The 14,582-nt window shown below is 67.2% G+C and carries 13 protein-coding genes and 2 pseudogenes; 9 read left to right on the top strand and 6 right to left on the bottom strand.

The annotated features are described in order from the left end of the window. On the bottom strand, positions 1-122 hold a 122-nt coding region (locus tag CMO28_RS08875), incomplete at its 3' end, for a transposase (RefSeq protein ID WP_416370963.1). A 175-nt stretch (positions 123-297) separates the two neighbouring features. Here CMO28_RS08875 and CMO28_RS08870 point away from each other — a divergent pair. Further along, positions 298-690 (top strand): DUF4145 domain-containing protein, encoded by a 393-nt coding sequence (locus CMO28_RS08870; RefSeq protein ID WP_296712637.1) that lies wholly within the window; start codon positions 298-300, stop codon positions 688-690. Between the two features lie 116 nt (positions 691-806). Here CMO28_RS08870 and CMO28_RS08865 read toward each other — a convergent pair whose 3' ends face one another. Then, positions 807-1,100: a HigA family addiction module antitoxin gene (locus CMO28_RS08865; RefSeq protein ID WP_296712633.1), complete on the bottom strand. Its 294-nt coding sequence runs from the start codon at positions 1,098-1,100 to the stop codon at positions 807-809. 342 nt (positions 1,101-1,442) lie between these two features. On the opposite strand from CMO28_RS08865, the gene CMO28_RS08860 reads away from it, so the two are divergent. Beyond that, entirely contained in the window at positions 1,443-2,423 is a 981-nt protein-coding gene (locus CMO28_RS08860) for an alpha/beta hydrolase (protein WP_296712631.1), read from the top strand. A gap of 4 nt (positions 2,424-2,427) precedes the next feature. Here the strand turns inward: CMO28_RS08860 and CMO28_RS08855 are convergent, their stop codons facing one another. Next, positions 2,428-3,819 (bottom strand): diguanylate cyclase, encoded by a 1,392-nt coding sequence (locus CMO28_RS08855; protein ID WP_296712625.1) that lies wholly within the window; start codon positions 3,817-3,819, stop codon positions 2,428-2,430. A 258-nt stretch (positions 3,820-4,077) separates the two neighbouring features. Here CMO28_RS08855 and CMO28_RS29920 point away from each other — a divergent pair. The 5 genes and pseudogenes from CMO28_RS29920 to CMO28_RS08830 form a co-directional block, all read left to right on the top strand. Continuing rightward, positions 4,078-4,317 (top strand): annotated as a pseudogene (locus CMO28_RS29920) (DUF1304 domain-containing protein); the annotation flags it as partial. A gap of 402 nt (positions 4,318-4,719) precedes the next feature. Continuing rightward, on the top strand, positions 4,720-5,676 hold the full coding sequence (locus CMO28_RS08845; RefSeq protein WP_062767672.1) for an ABC transporter substrate-binding protein: 957 nt from the start codon (positions 4,720-4,722) through the stop codon (positions 5,674-5,676). Continuing rightward, positions 5,673-6,905, top strand: coding sequence for an ABC transporter permease (locus CMO28_RS08840; protein ID WP_296712620.1), 1,233 nt, complete (start codon positions 5,673-5,675; stop codon positions 6,903-6,905). Before CMO28_RS08845 ends, CMO28_RS08840 begins: the two co-directional genes overlap by 4 nt. Before the next feature lie 2 nt (positions 6,906-6,907). After that, positions 6,908-7,837, top strand: coding sequence for an ABC transporter ATP-binding protein (locus CMO28_RS08835; protein ID WP_322111320.1), 930 nt, complete (start codon positions 6,908-6,910; stop codon positions 7,835-7,837). Then, positions 7,834-8,601 carry an ABC transporter permease gene (locus tag CMO28_RS08830; RefSeq protein ID WP_062767668.1) on the top strand — a complete coding sequence of 256 codons (768 nt, stop codon included), beginning with the start codon at positions 7,834-7,836 and terminating at the stop codon, positions 8,599-8,601. The genes CMO28_RS08835 and CMO28_RS08830 overlap by 4 nt, the downstream gene beginning before the upstream one ends. On the opposite strand, the gene CMO28_RS08825 is transcribed toward CMO28_RS08830, so the two are convergent. The 3 genes and pseudogenes from CMO28_RS08825 to CMO28_RS08810 form a co-directional block, all read right to left on the bottom strand. Further along, the gene (locus CMO28_RS08825; RefSeq protein ID WP_322111319.1) at positions 8,587-10,170 is read right to left on the bottom strand and encodes a PEP/pyruvate-binding domain-containing protein; all 1,584 of its coding nucleotides are present in this window, start codon (positions 10,168-10,170) and stop codon (positions 8,587-8,589) included. The two genes, CMO28_RS08830 and CMO28_RS08825, sit on opposite strands and share 15 nt — an antisense overlap. 26 nt (positions 10,171-10,196) lie before the next feature. Then, a pseudogene (locus CMO28_RS08815) lies at positions 10,197-12,144 on the bottom strand (phosphate transport regulator). A gap of 104 nt (positions 12,145-12,248) precedes the next feature. Then, a complete protein-coding gene (locus CMO28_RS08810; protein ID WP_296712597.1) occupies positions 12,249-12,641 on the bottom strand; it encodes a TfoX/Sxy family protein in 393 nt (130 codons plus the stop codon). Positions 12,642-12,932: 291 nt separating this feature from the next. On the opposite strand from CMO28_RS08810, the gene CMO28_RS08805 reads away from it, so the two are divergent. Then, positions 12,933-14,156 carry an MFS transporter gene (locus tag CMO28_RS08805; protein ID WP_296712594.1) on the top strand — a complete coding sequence of 408 codons (1,224 nt, stop codon included), beginning with the start codon at positions 12,933-12,935 and terminating at the stop codon, positions 14,154-14,156. A 115-nt stretch (positions 14,157-14,271) separates the two neighbouring features. Beyond that, positions 14,272-14,559, top strand: a complete 288-nt coding sequence (locus CMO28_RS08800; protein WP_296712592.1) for a hypothetical protein — start codon at positions 14,272-14,274, stop codon at positions 14,557-14,559. Positions 14,560-14,582 lie beyond the last annotated feature (23 nt).

Below are 14,582 nucleotides of genomic sequence, written 5' to 3'. Positions count from 1 at the left end.
CGACCGCCGCGCTTCGCGGGCGGGATCAGCGGTTCGACCAGCGCCCATTCTTCATCCGTCAGGTCGCTCGGATATCTCAGCCCCGGCCGCTCATAAACACGGCGGGGTTCCGTCGTCCACATTCTGTCCGCTCCCATTTCCTTTGGGGCGGCATCGAATCACAACAGATTCACCGGATTTAATAACATTCCGGACGGGCTCTTATGCTCTTCACAAGAACGGAAGGCACCGGAACTCTCCAGCGCACAGAATAATTTTCCTGGGCGTGAGATCCAAGCAATGAATTTTAGCAAGTGCATGAGTTGCGACAAGGTCGCGGTCTGGATTTACGACACGATCGTGTATCCCCGTGCGGGCGGCGCACCGGCCGCCAATCCGGACATGCCCGAAGACATCCGCCGGGACTATGATGAAGCAAGCGCAATCCTTGATCAGTCACCCAGGGGGGCGGCGGCACTCATCCGTCTTGCAATTCAGAAGCTCTGCAAGGAGTTGGGTCAGCCCGGAAAGAATATTAACGAGGATATTGGTGCGCTTGTGAGGGGCGGGCTCGACCCGAGGGTGCAACAGGCCCTCGACATCGTGCGTGTCGTGGGAAACAGCGCGGTACACCCCGGCCAGATCGACCTGCGTGACGACCGGAAAACTGCCGAGACACTCTATCACGCTTCTGAACATGATCGTGGATAAGACCGTATCCGAACCCAAGCACATCGCGGCATTATACGCCTCACTGCCAGAGAGCGCGATCCAGGCCATTGAAAGGCGGGATGGCAAGGTGTGATCCGTTCGAATAGTGCATTTATTTACATAGCAACAATCGGCTGAATATCATCCATCACTCCACCCGCATCTGCGGCCATATCCAGATCAAATCGCATCTGCAAATTCAGCCAGAATTCCGGCGTCGTGCGCAGGGCGCGGGCCAGTCGCAGCGCCGTGTCAGGAGTCACCGCGGCCTGTCCGTTGATCAGACGGGTCACGCGATTGGGGGGCACGTGGATGGCGCGTGCGAGTTCCGTTGCGGAGACACCGAGGGGGTCGAGGAATTCGGTGCTCAGGATCTCACCGGGGTGGATGGGCTCGTATTTTGTCGGCATCACCGTCGGGCCTCCCTGCCCTCCATGCGGGGCTCAGCCAAGGTGGGACTCAATGGGCGTCCACGATTTCGACGTCTCGGGGGCCGACTTCTGTACAGATGACGCATGGCAGCCACCGATCATGGACCCTGATCGAGTCCTGTCACCGCGCAGGGCTTCCAAGCGATTGGCGGCTGCGTCGAGCATCAGCAGTTTGCGGCGGGCCGGATGATATTGGAACGCCTTTTTCGTTCCGGGTGCAGGACGTTCCCGTGCCCGTAAAAGTGGACTCATTCCCGACAATCTCCGACGATATCTGCCGCCCATCCGCATGCCAGAGCACGCCCCAAGGAGATCGCCCCCATGCCCCCCCGCCACCCGATCGACCCTGCCCTGCGCCAATACCTCGACGCGCTCGACGCCGTCTCCGGCCCCCCGCCTGCCGATGATGCCGCGCGGGTGCGGGAGGCGCGGGAGGGGATGGTGCGGGCGCTCTTGGCGCGCGAGGCGATCCCTGGTCTGCCGAATGCGGTGCGGGTGCGTGATGTGGTGATTGGGGCGGGACTGACCGGGCGGCTTTATCTGCCCGAGCGGATGACGTCGGCGCCGGCGGTTCTGGTCTATACCCATGGCGGCGGCTGGGTGTTCGGGTCGGTGGAGACCCATGATCCCTTCTGCCGGCTGCTGGCCAATGCGGCCGGGGTGATCATTCTCTCGATCGAGTACCGGCTGGCGCCCGAGCATCCCTACCCCGCCGCCCGGGATGATGCCCTCGCCGCCTGGCATTGGGCGGTGGCCGAGGCGGCGGGTTTCGGTGGCGATCCGCGGCGGGTATTGCTCGGCGGGGACAGCGCCGGGGCGCAGCTCGCCATGGTGACGGCCCGCCGGGTTCTGCTGGCGGCGGGTGGCGCGGATGGTCAGGCGGCGGTGCGGCCCGCCGGGGTGATGCTGCTTTACCCGGCGACCGATCATCCCTCGGGCGGCCATGCCTCTTATGTCGAGAATGCCACGGGCTATCGGCTGACGGCCGAGGCGATGCACTGGTTCTGGCGCCAGTATGCGCCCGATGGTGATCCGGCGGATCCGGATCTGTCGCCGCTGCGGGCGGGTGTTCTGCCGGATATGCCGCCGGTGCTGGTGGCGACCGCCGAATATGATCCGCTGCGGGATGAAGGCATTGCCATCGCCCGCCGGCTGGCGGAGGAGGGGGTGTCGGTGACGCATCTGCATGCACCCGACATGCATCACAACTTCCCCGTCCATCCGGGGTCGGTGGCGCGTTTCCCGCAATGTGATACGGCCATGGCCGGGATGGCCGGGTGGCTGCGCTCGGTGGCTGGCTGATCGTTCAGCCGGCTGCCTGCGCGCGCATGCCGTTGGTTTCATCCGTCGCGCGGCAGACCCGGTTGCGGCCGGCGCGTTTCGCATCGTAAAGCGCCGCATCGGCCCGGCGCACGATGTCCTCGACCCGGTCTTCGGGGCGCCAGGCAGCAACCCCGAAACTGCCGGTGCAGGGGCCGACCGCGAAGCCATGGGCGGCTATGGCCGCCCGCAGCACCTCGGCCCGCCGGGCGGTTTCGGGCAGATCCGCCCCCGGGCAGACCAGGATGAATTCTTCGCCGCCCCAGCGCCCTGCCAAGCCGCCCGGGCCCTGGCCGGCACGCAGCAGGGCTGCCACATCGACCAGCACGGCATCGCCCAGCTGGTGGCCGTGCTGATCGTTGACGGCCTTGAAATGGTCGAGATCGAGCATGATCACCCCGAAGCTCTGGCCGGTTCGTCGGCCACGGGCCAGTTCCTCCTCGAGGAAACCGTCGACCTTCATCCGATTGAACAGCCCGGTCAGCGGGTCTGTGGTCGACAGGCGGACCAGTTCCCGATTCATCTGCGCCAGTTTACGGTTCCAGTAGAGCGCAAGCAGCAGGAGCACCGCCGCTGCGGCACCGACCTGCCAGACGAGGCGATAATCAATCCCGCGCTGGATCTGTACGGCGACATGACGATTGGAAATCGCGTCCCGCTCCTGCGCCGTGACCGTTGCGATGCCCTTGTCCAGAATGTCGCGCAGCATCGGTTCTCCGGCCAGAACGCCGACCCGCAATTCATTCGTCAATTCAGGAACCTGGCCCGAAATCTTCAGATTAAACAACCCCTCCTTGCGGATCGCATAGGCGGCGACGATCAGCGACCGGATGGTCATGTCGGCCCGGCGTTCCGAAACCATCTCGACCGCTTCGGGCTCGCTGCCGGTGGTGGTGATCTGAAGATTGGGATAGAGCCGTCGCAGCCGCTCTTCGACCATGGTGCCGCGCGGCAGGGCCACGGTCTCGGCGCTGACCCCGTGAAGGTCGCCGATATAGGGGTGCTCTTCACGGGTGATCACGATGTTCTGGTCGCGAAAGATCGGTGCGGTGAACACCAGCCAGCGCTCACGTTCTGGCGTCCGGTTCAGAAAGCTGAGGATCCGGCAGTGCCCGGCCTTCGAAGCGGCGAGGCTTTCATCCCAGCTGGCCGTGGGGTAGAGCACGATGTCGATGCCGAGCCGTGTCGCCACCAGACGGAGAAGGTCGGCCGCGATGCCGACATGCCGGCCGGCTTCGTCGATCCGCTCAAAAGGCTCCCAGTCCGGGTCGACGCACATGGTCACCGGGCCGCTTGTCGCCAGCCATAGCCGTTCGGTTTCGGTGAGTGCGACGGAAGCCCGATCTGCTGCCGCCGTCGTGGCGGCGCCTGGGGTCATACAGGCTGCCCCGAGAGCAAGGCACGCAGCGATACCGCCCCGTCGGAGCCGTCTGCCGATCCGTGTTGTCCTCACCTGGGCGCCGTCTCCGATATCGTCTCGTGTTGTGAGCATAGCGGTATCGCATACGGTCGCAAAGCACGGAACCTGGCTCGGAAATCCTGGCGTCATCGGAGATCGACCCAATGGTCACCATCGGGCTTAACTGAGACAGCCGACTGGACTGTCCCATGCGGCATCCACCCCGCGGAGGCCCGCATGATTGCCCAGATCCTTGCCGCGCTGGTCGCGGCCATCCATGCCTATATTCTCGTCCTGGAGATGTTCCTCTGGGACACGCCGCGCGGTCGGAAGGCCTTCGGCACCACGGCCGATTTTGCGGCGCAGACCCGGGTTCTGGCCGCAAATCAGGGGCTCTATAACGGCTTTCTGGCAGCCGGCCTGATCTATGGTCTGGTGCGCGGTGGCGATGAGGGCTTCGCCTTCCTCCTCTTCTTCCTGGTCTCGGTTGTGGTGGCGGGGCTCTACGGTGCGGCAACGGCGAGCCGCAAGATCCCTGTTCATCCAGGCGCTACCGGCGGCTTTGGCGTTGGCGGCGCTGCTCGCCAGGATCTGAGGCGCGGGTCGGATCATGATGTGCGGGCGGGCGACTTCCTGACGCCATTCTGTCAGTTGGGTGCCTGTCCAGCGCGAATTTCCGCCCTTCGGGTTCGGCAAGCGCGGAAACGGCTGCTAGGATGGACGGAACGAGAACGGCGCCGCTGCCGTTGTTCGCGTCGCGCCGGCAGCCTGCCCAAAGGCCGCCGGCATCGGAAAAGAGACAGACGTCGCAGACGTTCCGGGGTGGCGCGGCAGAGACCCGCCCCCGTCTTGTCAGGAACCAATGGGGGACGCCGCTCCATGCCGACCATCGATCGCCGCACCTTGTTCCGCCGTGCGGGCCTTCTCACCCTCGCCGCCACGCTCGCCCTCGGCACCGCTGCCGTCGTGACGGGCCCCGCCCGTGCGGCCGACGCCATCACAGTCGGCTCCAAGATCGACACCGAAGGTGCGGTGCTCGGCAATGTCATCCGCCTGGTGCTGGAGAATGCCGGCTATACCGTCAACGACCGGATCTCTCTCGGCCCGACCAAGATCGTGCGCGAGGCGCTGCTGGCGGGTGAGATCGATATCTATCCGGAATATACCGGCAATGCCGGCTTCTTCTTCAACATCGATGCCGATCCGGCCTGGAAGAAGGCGGATACCGCCTATGCCAAGGCGAAGCAGCTGGATGCCGAGGCCAATGATCTGGTCTGGCTGCAGCCGGCGCCGGCCAACAACACCTGGGCGATCGCCGTGCGCGGCGATGTGGCCGAGGCGCAGAAGCTCGCAACGCTGGATGACTTCGGCAAATGGGTCGCCGGCGGCGGCGATGTGAAGCTCGCGGGCTCGGCGGAGTTCGTGGAAAGCCCGGCCGCCCTGCCCGCCTTCCAGGAGGCCTATGGTTTCAAGCTCTCGGCCGACCAGCTGCTGGTGCTGTCGGGCGGTGATACCGCCGCCACCATCAAGGCCGCCGCCGAAGGTACTTCCGGGGTCAATTCGGCCATGGTCTACGGTACCGACGGCGCCATCGCGGCGGTCGGGCTGAAGGTCATGGAAGACACCAAGGGCGTCCAGGCGGTCTACGAACCCGCCCCGGTGATCCGCGGTGCGGTGCTGAAGGCGCATCCCGATATCGAGGGCCTGCTGGAGCCGGCTTTCCAGACCCTCGACCTCGAAACCCTGCAGGCGCTGAACGCCAGCGTCCAGATCGAGGGTCAGGATCCGCGGGCCGTCGCTGAAGCCCATCTGAAGAAGGCAGGGCTGCTGAAGTGAGCACGCTCGACGGCCTGGATGCCGTCGACGACGAGGCGGCGCCCGCCGGGCGCCCCTCCCCGCGCGGCAACCGGCTGCTGGCGGTTCTGGTGATGGCGATGGCGGCGGCGACCGCTTTCGCGGGCTTCGTGACCATCGCCCCCAACCGCATCCTGTCCGGCCGTGCCGTGGCCGCCGTCGACGCCCTTCCGGGGGCCGAATTCGCCATCCTGGTGCTGATCCTGGCGGGGCTGGGTGCCACCGCGCTGATCCGGCCCGGGCGCGGTGCCGATCTGATCGCGGCGGCGCTTGCCGGCCTGCTGTTCTTCGGCCTGCTCTTTGCTGCCGGCGACATCGCCACCGGGGTTCTTGCCGAACGCGGCACCGCCGCCCGCACCTCCTTCGGCGCCGGCTTCTGGATCCTGGCCGCCGCGGCACTTCTGGTCCTGATCGATGCCGTGGCCCGGCTGAGGCCCGGTCCGGTGCTGGGGCCGCTGGGTGTGGTGGTCCTGCTCGGCCTGATCTGGGCAGTGGTCGCCTCTGGCCGGCTCGATGATCTGTCGCTGATGCGCGAATACATGGCTCGCCGCGACCGGTTCGGCGTCGAGATCCTACGTCATCTGCAGCTGGTGGCGCTGGCGCTTGCGATCGCTCTGCCGTCAGGTGCTGCCCTCGGCCTTTGGGCGCGGGCACGGCGCGGCACGGCGCCCTTGATCTTCGGCGTGCTCAACCTGCTCCAGACCGTGCCCTCGATCGCGCTTTTCGCCCTGCTGATCGGCCCGTTGACCAGCCTTGCCACCGCCGTGCCGGCGCTGAAGGCGGCAGGTGTGTCGGGGATCGGCGTGGCGCCGGCGGTGATCGCCCTTGCCCTCTATGCCCTGCTGCCGACGGCGCGCGGCGTGGTCGCCGGCTTCGCCTCGGTGCCCGAGGCGGCGATAGAGGCCGCCCGCGGCATGGGGCTCTCCGACCGTCAGATCCTGGTGCAGGTCTCGCTGCCGCTGGCCCTGCCGGTGCTGCTCGCGGGTCTCAGGATCGTGCTGGTTCAGACGATCGGCCTTGCGGTGGTCGCGGCGCTGATCGGTGCCGGAGGGCTTGGCGCCTTCGTCTTCCAGGGCCTGGGTCAGACCGCAACCGATCTGGTCCTGCTGGGGGCGCTGACCGCGATCGCCCTCGCCCTCGCCGCCGATGTGGTGCTGCGCGCCGCCTCGGCCTGGCTCGCCACCCGCCTGACCGGAGCCCGCACGTCATGAGCATGATCGTCTTCGAAGGGGTGAGCAAATTCCACGGCAACCGCGCCGCGGTCGAAGACCTCTCCTTCACGGTGCCCGAGGGGGAGATCTGTGCGCTGGTCGGGCCCTCGGGCTCCGGCAAGTCCACCACGCTGCGCCTCGTCAACCGTCTGATCGAGCCCGACACCGGCCGGATCACGCTCGGCCGCACCGACATCGCGAGCCTGGAGCCCGTCGCACTGCGCCGCCGCATCGGCTATGTCATCCAGTCCATCGGGCTGTTCCCGCACTGGACGGTGGCGCGCAATGTCGCAACCGTGCCGGTGCTGCTCGGCTGGCCCAGGGGCCGGATCCGGGTGCGGGTCGATGAACTCCTTGATCTGGTCGGGTTGGACCCGGCGGAGTTCGGCGGCCGCCATCCGCATGAACTTTCAGGTGGCCAGCAGCAGCGCGTGGGCGTTGCCCGTGCGCTGGCCGCCGATCCCGAGGTTCTGTTGATGGACGAGCCTTTCGGCGCGCTCGACCCGGTCACGCGCGACGAGATCCAGACCGAACTCCAGCGCATTCAGACGGCCACGGGCAAGACGATCGTGATCGTTACCCATGACGTCGACGAGGCCATTCGCCTCGCCCATCGCATCGCCATCCTGCGTGATGGCCGGCTGGTGCAGATCGATCGCCCGGCCGCCCTGCTCGCCCGGCCGGCGGATGATTTCGTGCGGGAATTCGTCGGCGGCCCGCTCGCCGGTTTGCGCATGCTTCGTACCCGCACGGTGGCGGAGCGGATCGAGGTGGGGGCCGATGTCGCGGGCGGGCCGGTCCTGCATCCGGACATGCCGCTGGACCTGGCCCTGGGTGCCATGGTGGCGGCCAGGGCCGATCGGCTGGCGGTGGCCGATGCCTCTGGTCGGCGGCTCGGGGTGGTGACCCTGGGCGGGCTGGTGGCAGGATGAGCCTTGCCGGCACCCCGCCCCTCGGTCGCCCGGGCCGCCCGCTCTGGCGCGATCCGCTGCCCTGGGCCGCTGCGGCGCTGGTGATCGCGACGCTCGCCATGCCGGCAGCCGAACCCCTGTTCCGGGCGCTCTATCCCGACCTGCCCCGGCCGATCTACACCCGGACCGATTTCCTGACGCTCATGCTCTCGCATGTCGGGCTGGTGGCGGCCTCGAGTGTGATCATCTGCCTGGTCGGCATCGCCGTCGGCATTTTCGTCACCCGGCCCGCCGGCCGTGATTTCGCCCGCCTGGTCGACATGGCGACGGCCGTGGGGCAGACCTTTCCGCCGGTTGCCGTGCTTGCCCTGGCCGTGCCGGCGGTGGGCTATGGTCCGCTGCCGACGCTGATTGCGCTTGCCTGTTACGGTGTGCTGCCGGTGGTCGAAACCACGGCAGCCGGCCTCCGCGCCCTGCCGCCGGCATTGAAGGAAGCTGCCGACGGTGCCGGTTTCGGCCCGACCGGCCGTCTGCTCCGCATCGAGCTGCCGCTTGCCTTCCCGGTGATGCTGGCGGGCATCCGGACGGCGGTGATCATCAATATCGGCACGGCCACCATCGGCTCGACCGTCGGTGCCGTCAGTCTGGGGTCGCCGATCATCGAGGGGCTGTCGGGCTCTAACCCGGCTTATGTGGTTCAGGGAGCAGTCCTGGTCGGGCTGCTCGCCATCACCACCGACCTCTGTTTCGAACGCCTCGCCCGCCTGGGATCAGTCCGGGGCTAGGACCGTATCGATGCGGGCCAGAAGATCTTCGGGCTCGCGGGTCACCACCTCAAGCGCACCGGCATGAACCGTGCCGGTATTGCCGTCCAGCGTGATCTGGCTGCCGGTCCCGAAGATCCGGCCGCCGATCACCACCCGGCCCGCGGCCTCGTCGATCATCAGCTCTCCGCAACCGACCAGACAGACCTTGCCGAGCTGCCGGGCCACCACGGCTGCATGGGATGTGCGGGCGCCGCGCATGGTGAGCAGCCCGCCGGCACGGTCGAGCGCGGCGACATCCCGGGTTTCCGCGTCTCGGCGCACCAGGATGGGGACCTCGCCGCGGGCGCGCGCCGCCGCGACCTGGGCTTCGTCGAGGGCGATGGGCCCGCTCGTCACGCCGGCGGATGCGCTGGCCGCACGGGCGAGCGGCTCGGCCACCCGTCCATCGGCCGTGGCAATCACCCGCTCGGCAAGGCTTGCGCGATCAAGGGATCGGAGACGGTCGCGGGCGGTACGGGCATCGATCAGCCCTTCGTCCAGCAGATCGAGCGCGATGCGTGCGGCGGCAAGCGGCGTGCGCTTTCCGTCGCGGGTCTGAAGCAGGAACAGGCGACCATCCTCGATGGTGAATTCGATGTCCTGCATGTCGCCGAAGGCCTGTTCCAGCCGGGCCGCCGACGCCACCAGTTCCGCCCAGAGATGCGGTGCCGCGGCCGACAAAGCCTCATGCCCCTCGGCCGACCGGCGACCGGCGACGACATCCTCACCCTGGGCATTGAACAGGAAATCGACCCAGAGGCCGGGCACGCCGGTGGTGGGGTCGCGGGTGAAGCCCACACCGGCACCCGAGAGCCCGCCGGCATTGCCGAACACCATCTGCTGCACGGTCACCGCCGTGCCCATGCTGTCGGCGATCGCATGCAACGCCCGCCACGACCGTGCCTTGGGCGCCTGCCACGAGCGGAACACGGCCTGGATCGCCGCCTGAAGCTGATCGGCGGGATCCTGAGGGAAGGCCGTGCCGGCGGCCCGGGCATAGGTGTCCAGATGCCGGCGGGTCAATCTGCGCAGGGCGTCGAAATCCAGCGCCCTCTCCGGCACCGTGCCGCGGATCGCGTCCAGATCGGCATCGAAGGCGGCGGGATCGATACCCGCCACCACCTCGCCGAACCCTGCGACCAGCCGGCGATAGGCATCCCAGACGAGCCGCGGATGGCCGGTCAGCCGAAGCATGCCATCGACGGTCGCGTCTGAGAGCCCGATATTCAGCAGGGTCTCCATCATGCCCGGCATCGAAACCGGCGCACCGGAGCGCACCGACAGCAGCAAAGGCCGGCGGGGATCCCCAAGCCCGCGGCCGGTCGCCTCTTCCAGCCGCTCGAGCGCGGGGCGCCACAGGGATGGCCCGACATCTTGCGCCCGGGCGCACCAGGCCGTGCCGATCACGAAGCCGGGCGGAACCGGCAGGCCGAGTGCCGCCATGCGGGCCAGATTGAAGGCCTTGTTGCCAAGGCTCGCCGCGCTTGCATCTTCGGCCAGGGCAGCGCCCGGCAGGATGACGGGGATGGTGGTGGAAGGTCCGGCCATGCCCTCGTTTTTCACAGTCTGGCGCGTCATGCTCCGGCTCCCATGCGGCTGAAGGCGAGGTCGCGCAGCCCATAGCCGGTGACCAGCAGGGCATCGGTCGCGAGTTCCAAAGCGGCCGCGAAATCGGTGGCGAGATTAAGGGTCGCGGCATCGGTCAGGTGGCGGGCGAGCACGCGGCGGACGTCGCGCAACAGCTGATCGGCGGCGCGTTCGGCACCGACGATCCGCCAGAGGACCGCCACCAGTTCTTCATGATCGTCCGCTGTGCCATCGGGCCCCAGGCTGCGCGCAATGGCCAGGGCGCGGACATGGTCCTGGGCGGCGGTGAAGGTGGTCTCGGCCAGGCGGCGCAGCACCTCGCGGACCTCAGGCGTCCAGCCCCGATCATGACCCTCGGCGATCACCGACAGCAGGAACGCGGCCTCTTCAAGAGGCATCGGCGACGTCGTCGGCCCGTTCGATCAGGCGCAGCATCGGCAGACGATGGGGCTGGCGATCCGCCTGTTCACGCAGCCGCATGACCAGTTCGTCGGCCTGTCGTTCCCAGGTCTTGGCACGGTCGGCAAAAGTGGTTGCGGCCGTTGCATCGTGCTCAAGACCATGGATCAGCCCGTCCCGCACCCCTTCGGCAAGCGCATGGCAGAAGCCGGCATGATCGGCCAGTGCCTCGAACTCGCTGACCTGATGGCGAAGATGGGCCAGCAGCATCACCCGGGCATCATCTGCCACCACCCCGGCCGGCTGATTGCGCAGCAGGGCCTCTTTCGCCCGCACCATCAGCTCGACCAGAAAGGCCATCGCGGCGGTGCGGCCCATGACCTCGTCCAGCCGGTCGCCGATGCGGAAGTATTCGGGCCCCACGGCCTGCATCGCACCATGGAGCAGATCGGGCCCGCCGGCCACCAGCCAGGCCATGTGCCCTGCCTCACGCGTTGCCGCGTCGGTGAGGACGGCAATCGCATCGAGCTTCGACACGAAGGGGGCCAGCCGTTTGCGTGCCCGGTTCCAGTCGATCAGGAACACGATCCGCGCGGCCAGACCTTCCAGCGTGCCGAGCAATGCCGCCTCGTCCGCACAATCGAAGATCGCGGTGCCGACGTGATAGGCCTCGCCGGCATTCAGCCCGCGGGTCCGGCGGCTTTCGCTGTCCGACCACACGGCGCCGATCATCCCCAGCATGGTCTGAAAGAAGGCGAAGCGCTGGCGATGGAGATCCGAATAGGTCAGGCTGATCCGCAGATCCTGAACCTGGATGACCAGAACATGGGCGTCGTTGGTGCCGATGTCGTTCTGGATCAGCAGCCGCTCCCCGTCACGGGTCGCTGCGGTCTCGAGGCCCGGGTGATCGAATTTGAGCGGCCGGGTGCGATTCAGCCCGCGCATGAAGGCGGCGATCCTCGGCCGGTCGGCATCGGCGATGGCCCAGACATGGGCGCCGTCGATCTGCTCGTCGGCCAGTTCCGTCGCCAGCCGGTTCAGACTCTTGTGCAGATCCATCACCAGCGGGTGGAAGCCGTCGGGTACCGTGTCGCGACCGGCGGTCAGCGCCGTCAGCACGGCATCCTCCAGCCGGTTGCCCTCCATCCCGTCGAGCCGGATCACCCAGGCCGCAACCCGCCGGGCCCAGCTGCCTGTCTCGTCATGGCCGCCGTCGGTCAGTGGTCGGGCCATCAGCTTCAGGTCCTGAGCCAGCAGCTGCCGCAGCCGGGGCAGATCCGGCAGGTGCACGCCATCGGCATCGGGGGTCGCGGTTGCCACCGCCTCGCTGGCCCAGGCGCCGTCGACGCCGGCAGCCGCCGCCTCGCGCGTCAGGTCCACCGGTGCAGCGCCGGGCCCGGTCGCCCGATGTCGGGCGGCCTGCAGGACGCTCAGATACAGTTTCAGCCGGTCATTTGCCGCAAGGGCGGTTGTGATCCAGGCCGGCAGCAACAGCTGCACCTGGCCGAGCGCGTCGACGACCCCGGTCTTCTCCATGCCGTTCAGCTCCTGCACGAATGGGCATGTGCAGGATGCTAGCCCGGCCATGTGGCAGCTTCATGGCAGCCAGGCCGCGGCCAGTGGTCGCAGCTTTTCGTGTCTCAGCCGGCCGCCCGGCGTCGCGGGGCGCGGGGCTTTTTCGGAGGACGGGCACGAGATGCCGTCAGCGCCGCCTGCCAGGCTGCCCATGCGTGGTCGCAAAGCGCCTCGTCGTCATCGAAAACCTCGTCCGGCGCCTCGTAATAGGACCCGACGGTGACGGTTCGTCCGGGCCGGTCATAGCGAAACGGCTCCAGCCCCATGGCCTCGTATGCGGGCCGGCTCTGGTCGTCGACCCTGAAATAGAGGGTGCCGCCGATCACGAAGGCGAAGTTCACGCCGTCGATGGACAGCCCTGCCCCGCTGAACATGCGCTTCACGACCACCGGGCCCAGCGGGGCCAGCCGTTCCGCCACCTCCAGCGCCTGTTCGCGGGCGTCACCACTGCTGCTCATGACCGGTCTCCTGCGCGTTGGCTGTCTCGCAAAGGTCTAAGCTCTGTTTTGTTGGCTGGCTGGGTGAAGGATTATAGCCAGGAATGTTCTTATTTTACCCCCGTCTTTCTGGCTTATAACATCGTATGATTCATATTTTTTCAAAGGCCGATAATTGTTGCCACATGCGGCCGCTTCCGGAAGAAGATGACTTCGCCGGGAATCTACCGCAGGGTATGCAGAAGACCTTCGGGTCGGATGACCTCTCGTCCCCCTCCTCAGAAGAACAAGATCAAGGCGTCCGGGCTCCCCATGACCACCACCTCCCCCGCATCCCCGGTCTTCCACGGCTGGTTCGTGGTTGCCGCAGCCTTTGCCGTAATGTTCATCGGCTTCGGAGCGGCTTACAGTTTCAGCGCCTTCGTCGACCCGCTGCAGGGCACGTTCGGCGCCTCCCGCGGAGAAGTCTCGCTGATCTTCTCCCTGGCCGGTTTTCTGTATTTCGCGCTCGGTCTCATCACCGGTCCGATTGCGGATCGCTGGGGGGCACGACCGATCACCCTGGCCGGCATGGTCTTCGTCGGGTTGGGCATGATTCTGGCGGCACAGGCGACCAGCATGAACCAGGTCTATATCGCTTATGGCCTGGGTGTCGGTCTGGGCGTCGGCTGTTCCTATGTTCCGGCGATCGCCTGCGTCCAGCGCTGGTTCACCCGCAAACGCGCCTTCGCCTCGGGCCTCGCCGTGGCTGGCATCGGCGTCGGTACCCTGGTGGTTCCGCCGGCAGCGTCTCTGGCGATCGAGGCCCTGGGCTGGCGAACCGCCTGGGTGGTGATGGGCGTCGCGGCGATTGTCCTCGGCGCCGGCATGGCCCTGCTCCTGGAGGCGGATCCACGCCATCGCGGGCTTGCGCCGGATGGCGGCACAGCTGCCGCGGTTCAGGGAACCGGTCCGGCGCCGGGCATGTCGGTCGCCGAAGCCCTGCGCTCACGCGCCTTCTTTCAGCTCTATCTGTCGGGCACCATCTCGGCCTTCGGCGTTTTCGTGCCCTTCGTCCATCTCGTCCCCTACGCCACGGATCGCGGCACGGCGCCCGCAACTGCCGCACTGCTTCTGGGCGTGATCGGTATCGGCAGCACTGCCGGCCGCTTCATGCTCGGCGGGATCGCCGACCGCCTGGGCCGGCGGACGACTCTGGTCTGCATGTATATCGGCATGGGCGCATCGCTGATCATCTGGGCCGGGTTCTCCAGCCTCTGGGCGCTCGGCCTTTTCGCCTTCCTCTATGGCGTGTTCTATGGCGGCTGGGTGGCCGTGCTTCCATCGGTGGTGATGGATGCCTTCGGCAGCCGCAATGTCAGCGGCATCATCGGCATTCTGTATACCTGCGTGGCGGTGGGCACGCTGGTTGGCCCCACGGCCGCCGGCTATATCTACGACGCCTCGGGCAGCTATCTGCTGCCGATTCTGGTGGCGATGGCGGGGAACTTCACGGCCGCCGGGGGGATGGCGCTGGGCATGCGGCGCGGGCAGTGAGCGCAGCGTGGCGGTCCTGCGTCTTCCACGCGACATCGGCCGCCCCCCTCTGGCATCCCGGAAGATGCGGTCCGATGTCCTGATGCCAATGGCCACAGTCGGAGGATCCACCGCCATGGATACCAGCAGCAGCCACGACCAGATCGCCAAGAAGCTTCAGGATATGGGCGCGATGCTCGAAATGCAGGCCCGCAAACTGCATGACGACGGAAATGAGGGTGGAGCGCTGTCGCGCGATCAGCAGGAGCTGCACGATGCCTATCGGGCCCTCAAGACCCGGCTTGAAGACGGCATTCGTGATCTCGCCGCCTTCGATCGCGAAGTCGACCGGCTGGAAGAGCGGGTGACCGCCTGGATGGGGCAGGTCGAAACCAGGCCGGCGAGCCGCCCCTCCCGATCCTGACCCCTTCCGGTGCTGGCCCGTCC

The organism is Tistrella sp. (assembly GCF_002684955.1).
Classification (GTDB): domain Bacteria; phylum Pseudomonadota; class Alphaproteobacteria; order Tistrellales; family Tistrellaceae; genus Tistrella; species Tistrella mobilis.
Note: the sequence above shows the minus strand (reverse complement) of the source record. Positions and strands in the feature narration are given on the sequence as shown.

Excerpts from the sequence above, each read along its gene's own strand:
- CMO28_RS08830 (WP_062767668.1), top strand. The coding sequence starts at position 7,834 with ATGAGCCTTGCCGGCACCCCGCCCCTCGGTCGCCCGGGCCGCCCGCTC.
- CMO28_RS08845 (WP_062767672.1), top strand. The coding sequence starts at position 4,720 with ATGCCGACCATCGATCGCCGCACCTTGTTCCGCCGTGCGGGCCTTCTC.
- CMO28_RS08865 (WP_296712633.1), bottom strand. The coding sequence starts at position 1,100 with ATGCCGACAAAATACGAGCCCATCCACCCCGGTGAGATCCTGAGCACC.
- CMO28_RS08810 (WP_296712597.1), bottom strand. The coding sequence starts at position 12,641 with ATGAGCAGCAGTGGTGACGCCCGCGAACAGGCGCTGGAGGTGGCGGAA.
- CMO28_RS08860 (WP_296712631.1), top strand. The coding sequence starts at position 1,443 with ATGCCCCCCCGCCACCCGATCGACCCTGCCCTGCGCCAATACCTCGAC.
- CMO28_RS08800 (WP_296712592.1), top strand. The coding sequence starts at position 14,272 with ATGGATACCAGCAGCAGCCACGACCAGATCGCCAAGAAGCTTCAGGAT.
- CMO28_RS08855 (WP_296712625.1), bottom strand. The coding sequence starts at position 3,819 with ATGACCCCAGGCGCCGCCACGACGGCGGCAGCAGATCGGGCTTCCGTC.
- CMO28_RS08870 (WP_296712637.1), top strand. The coding sequence starts at position 298 with ATGAGTTGCGACAAGGTCGCGGTCTGGATTTACGACACGATCGTGTAT.
- CMO28_RS08825 (WP_322111319.1), bottom strand. The coding sequence starts at position 10,170 with ATGGCCGGACCTTCCACCACCATCCCCGTCATCCTGCCGGGCGCTGCC.
- CMO28_RS08835 (WP_322111320.1), top strand. The coding sequence starts at position 6,908 with ATGATCGTCTTCGAAGGGGTGAGCAAATTCCACGGCAACCGCGCCGCG.
- CMO28_RS08805 (WP_296712594.1), top strand. The coding sequence starts at position 12,933 with ATGACCACCACCTCCCCCGCATCCCCGGTCTTCCACGGCTGGTTCGTG.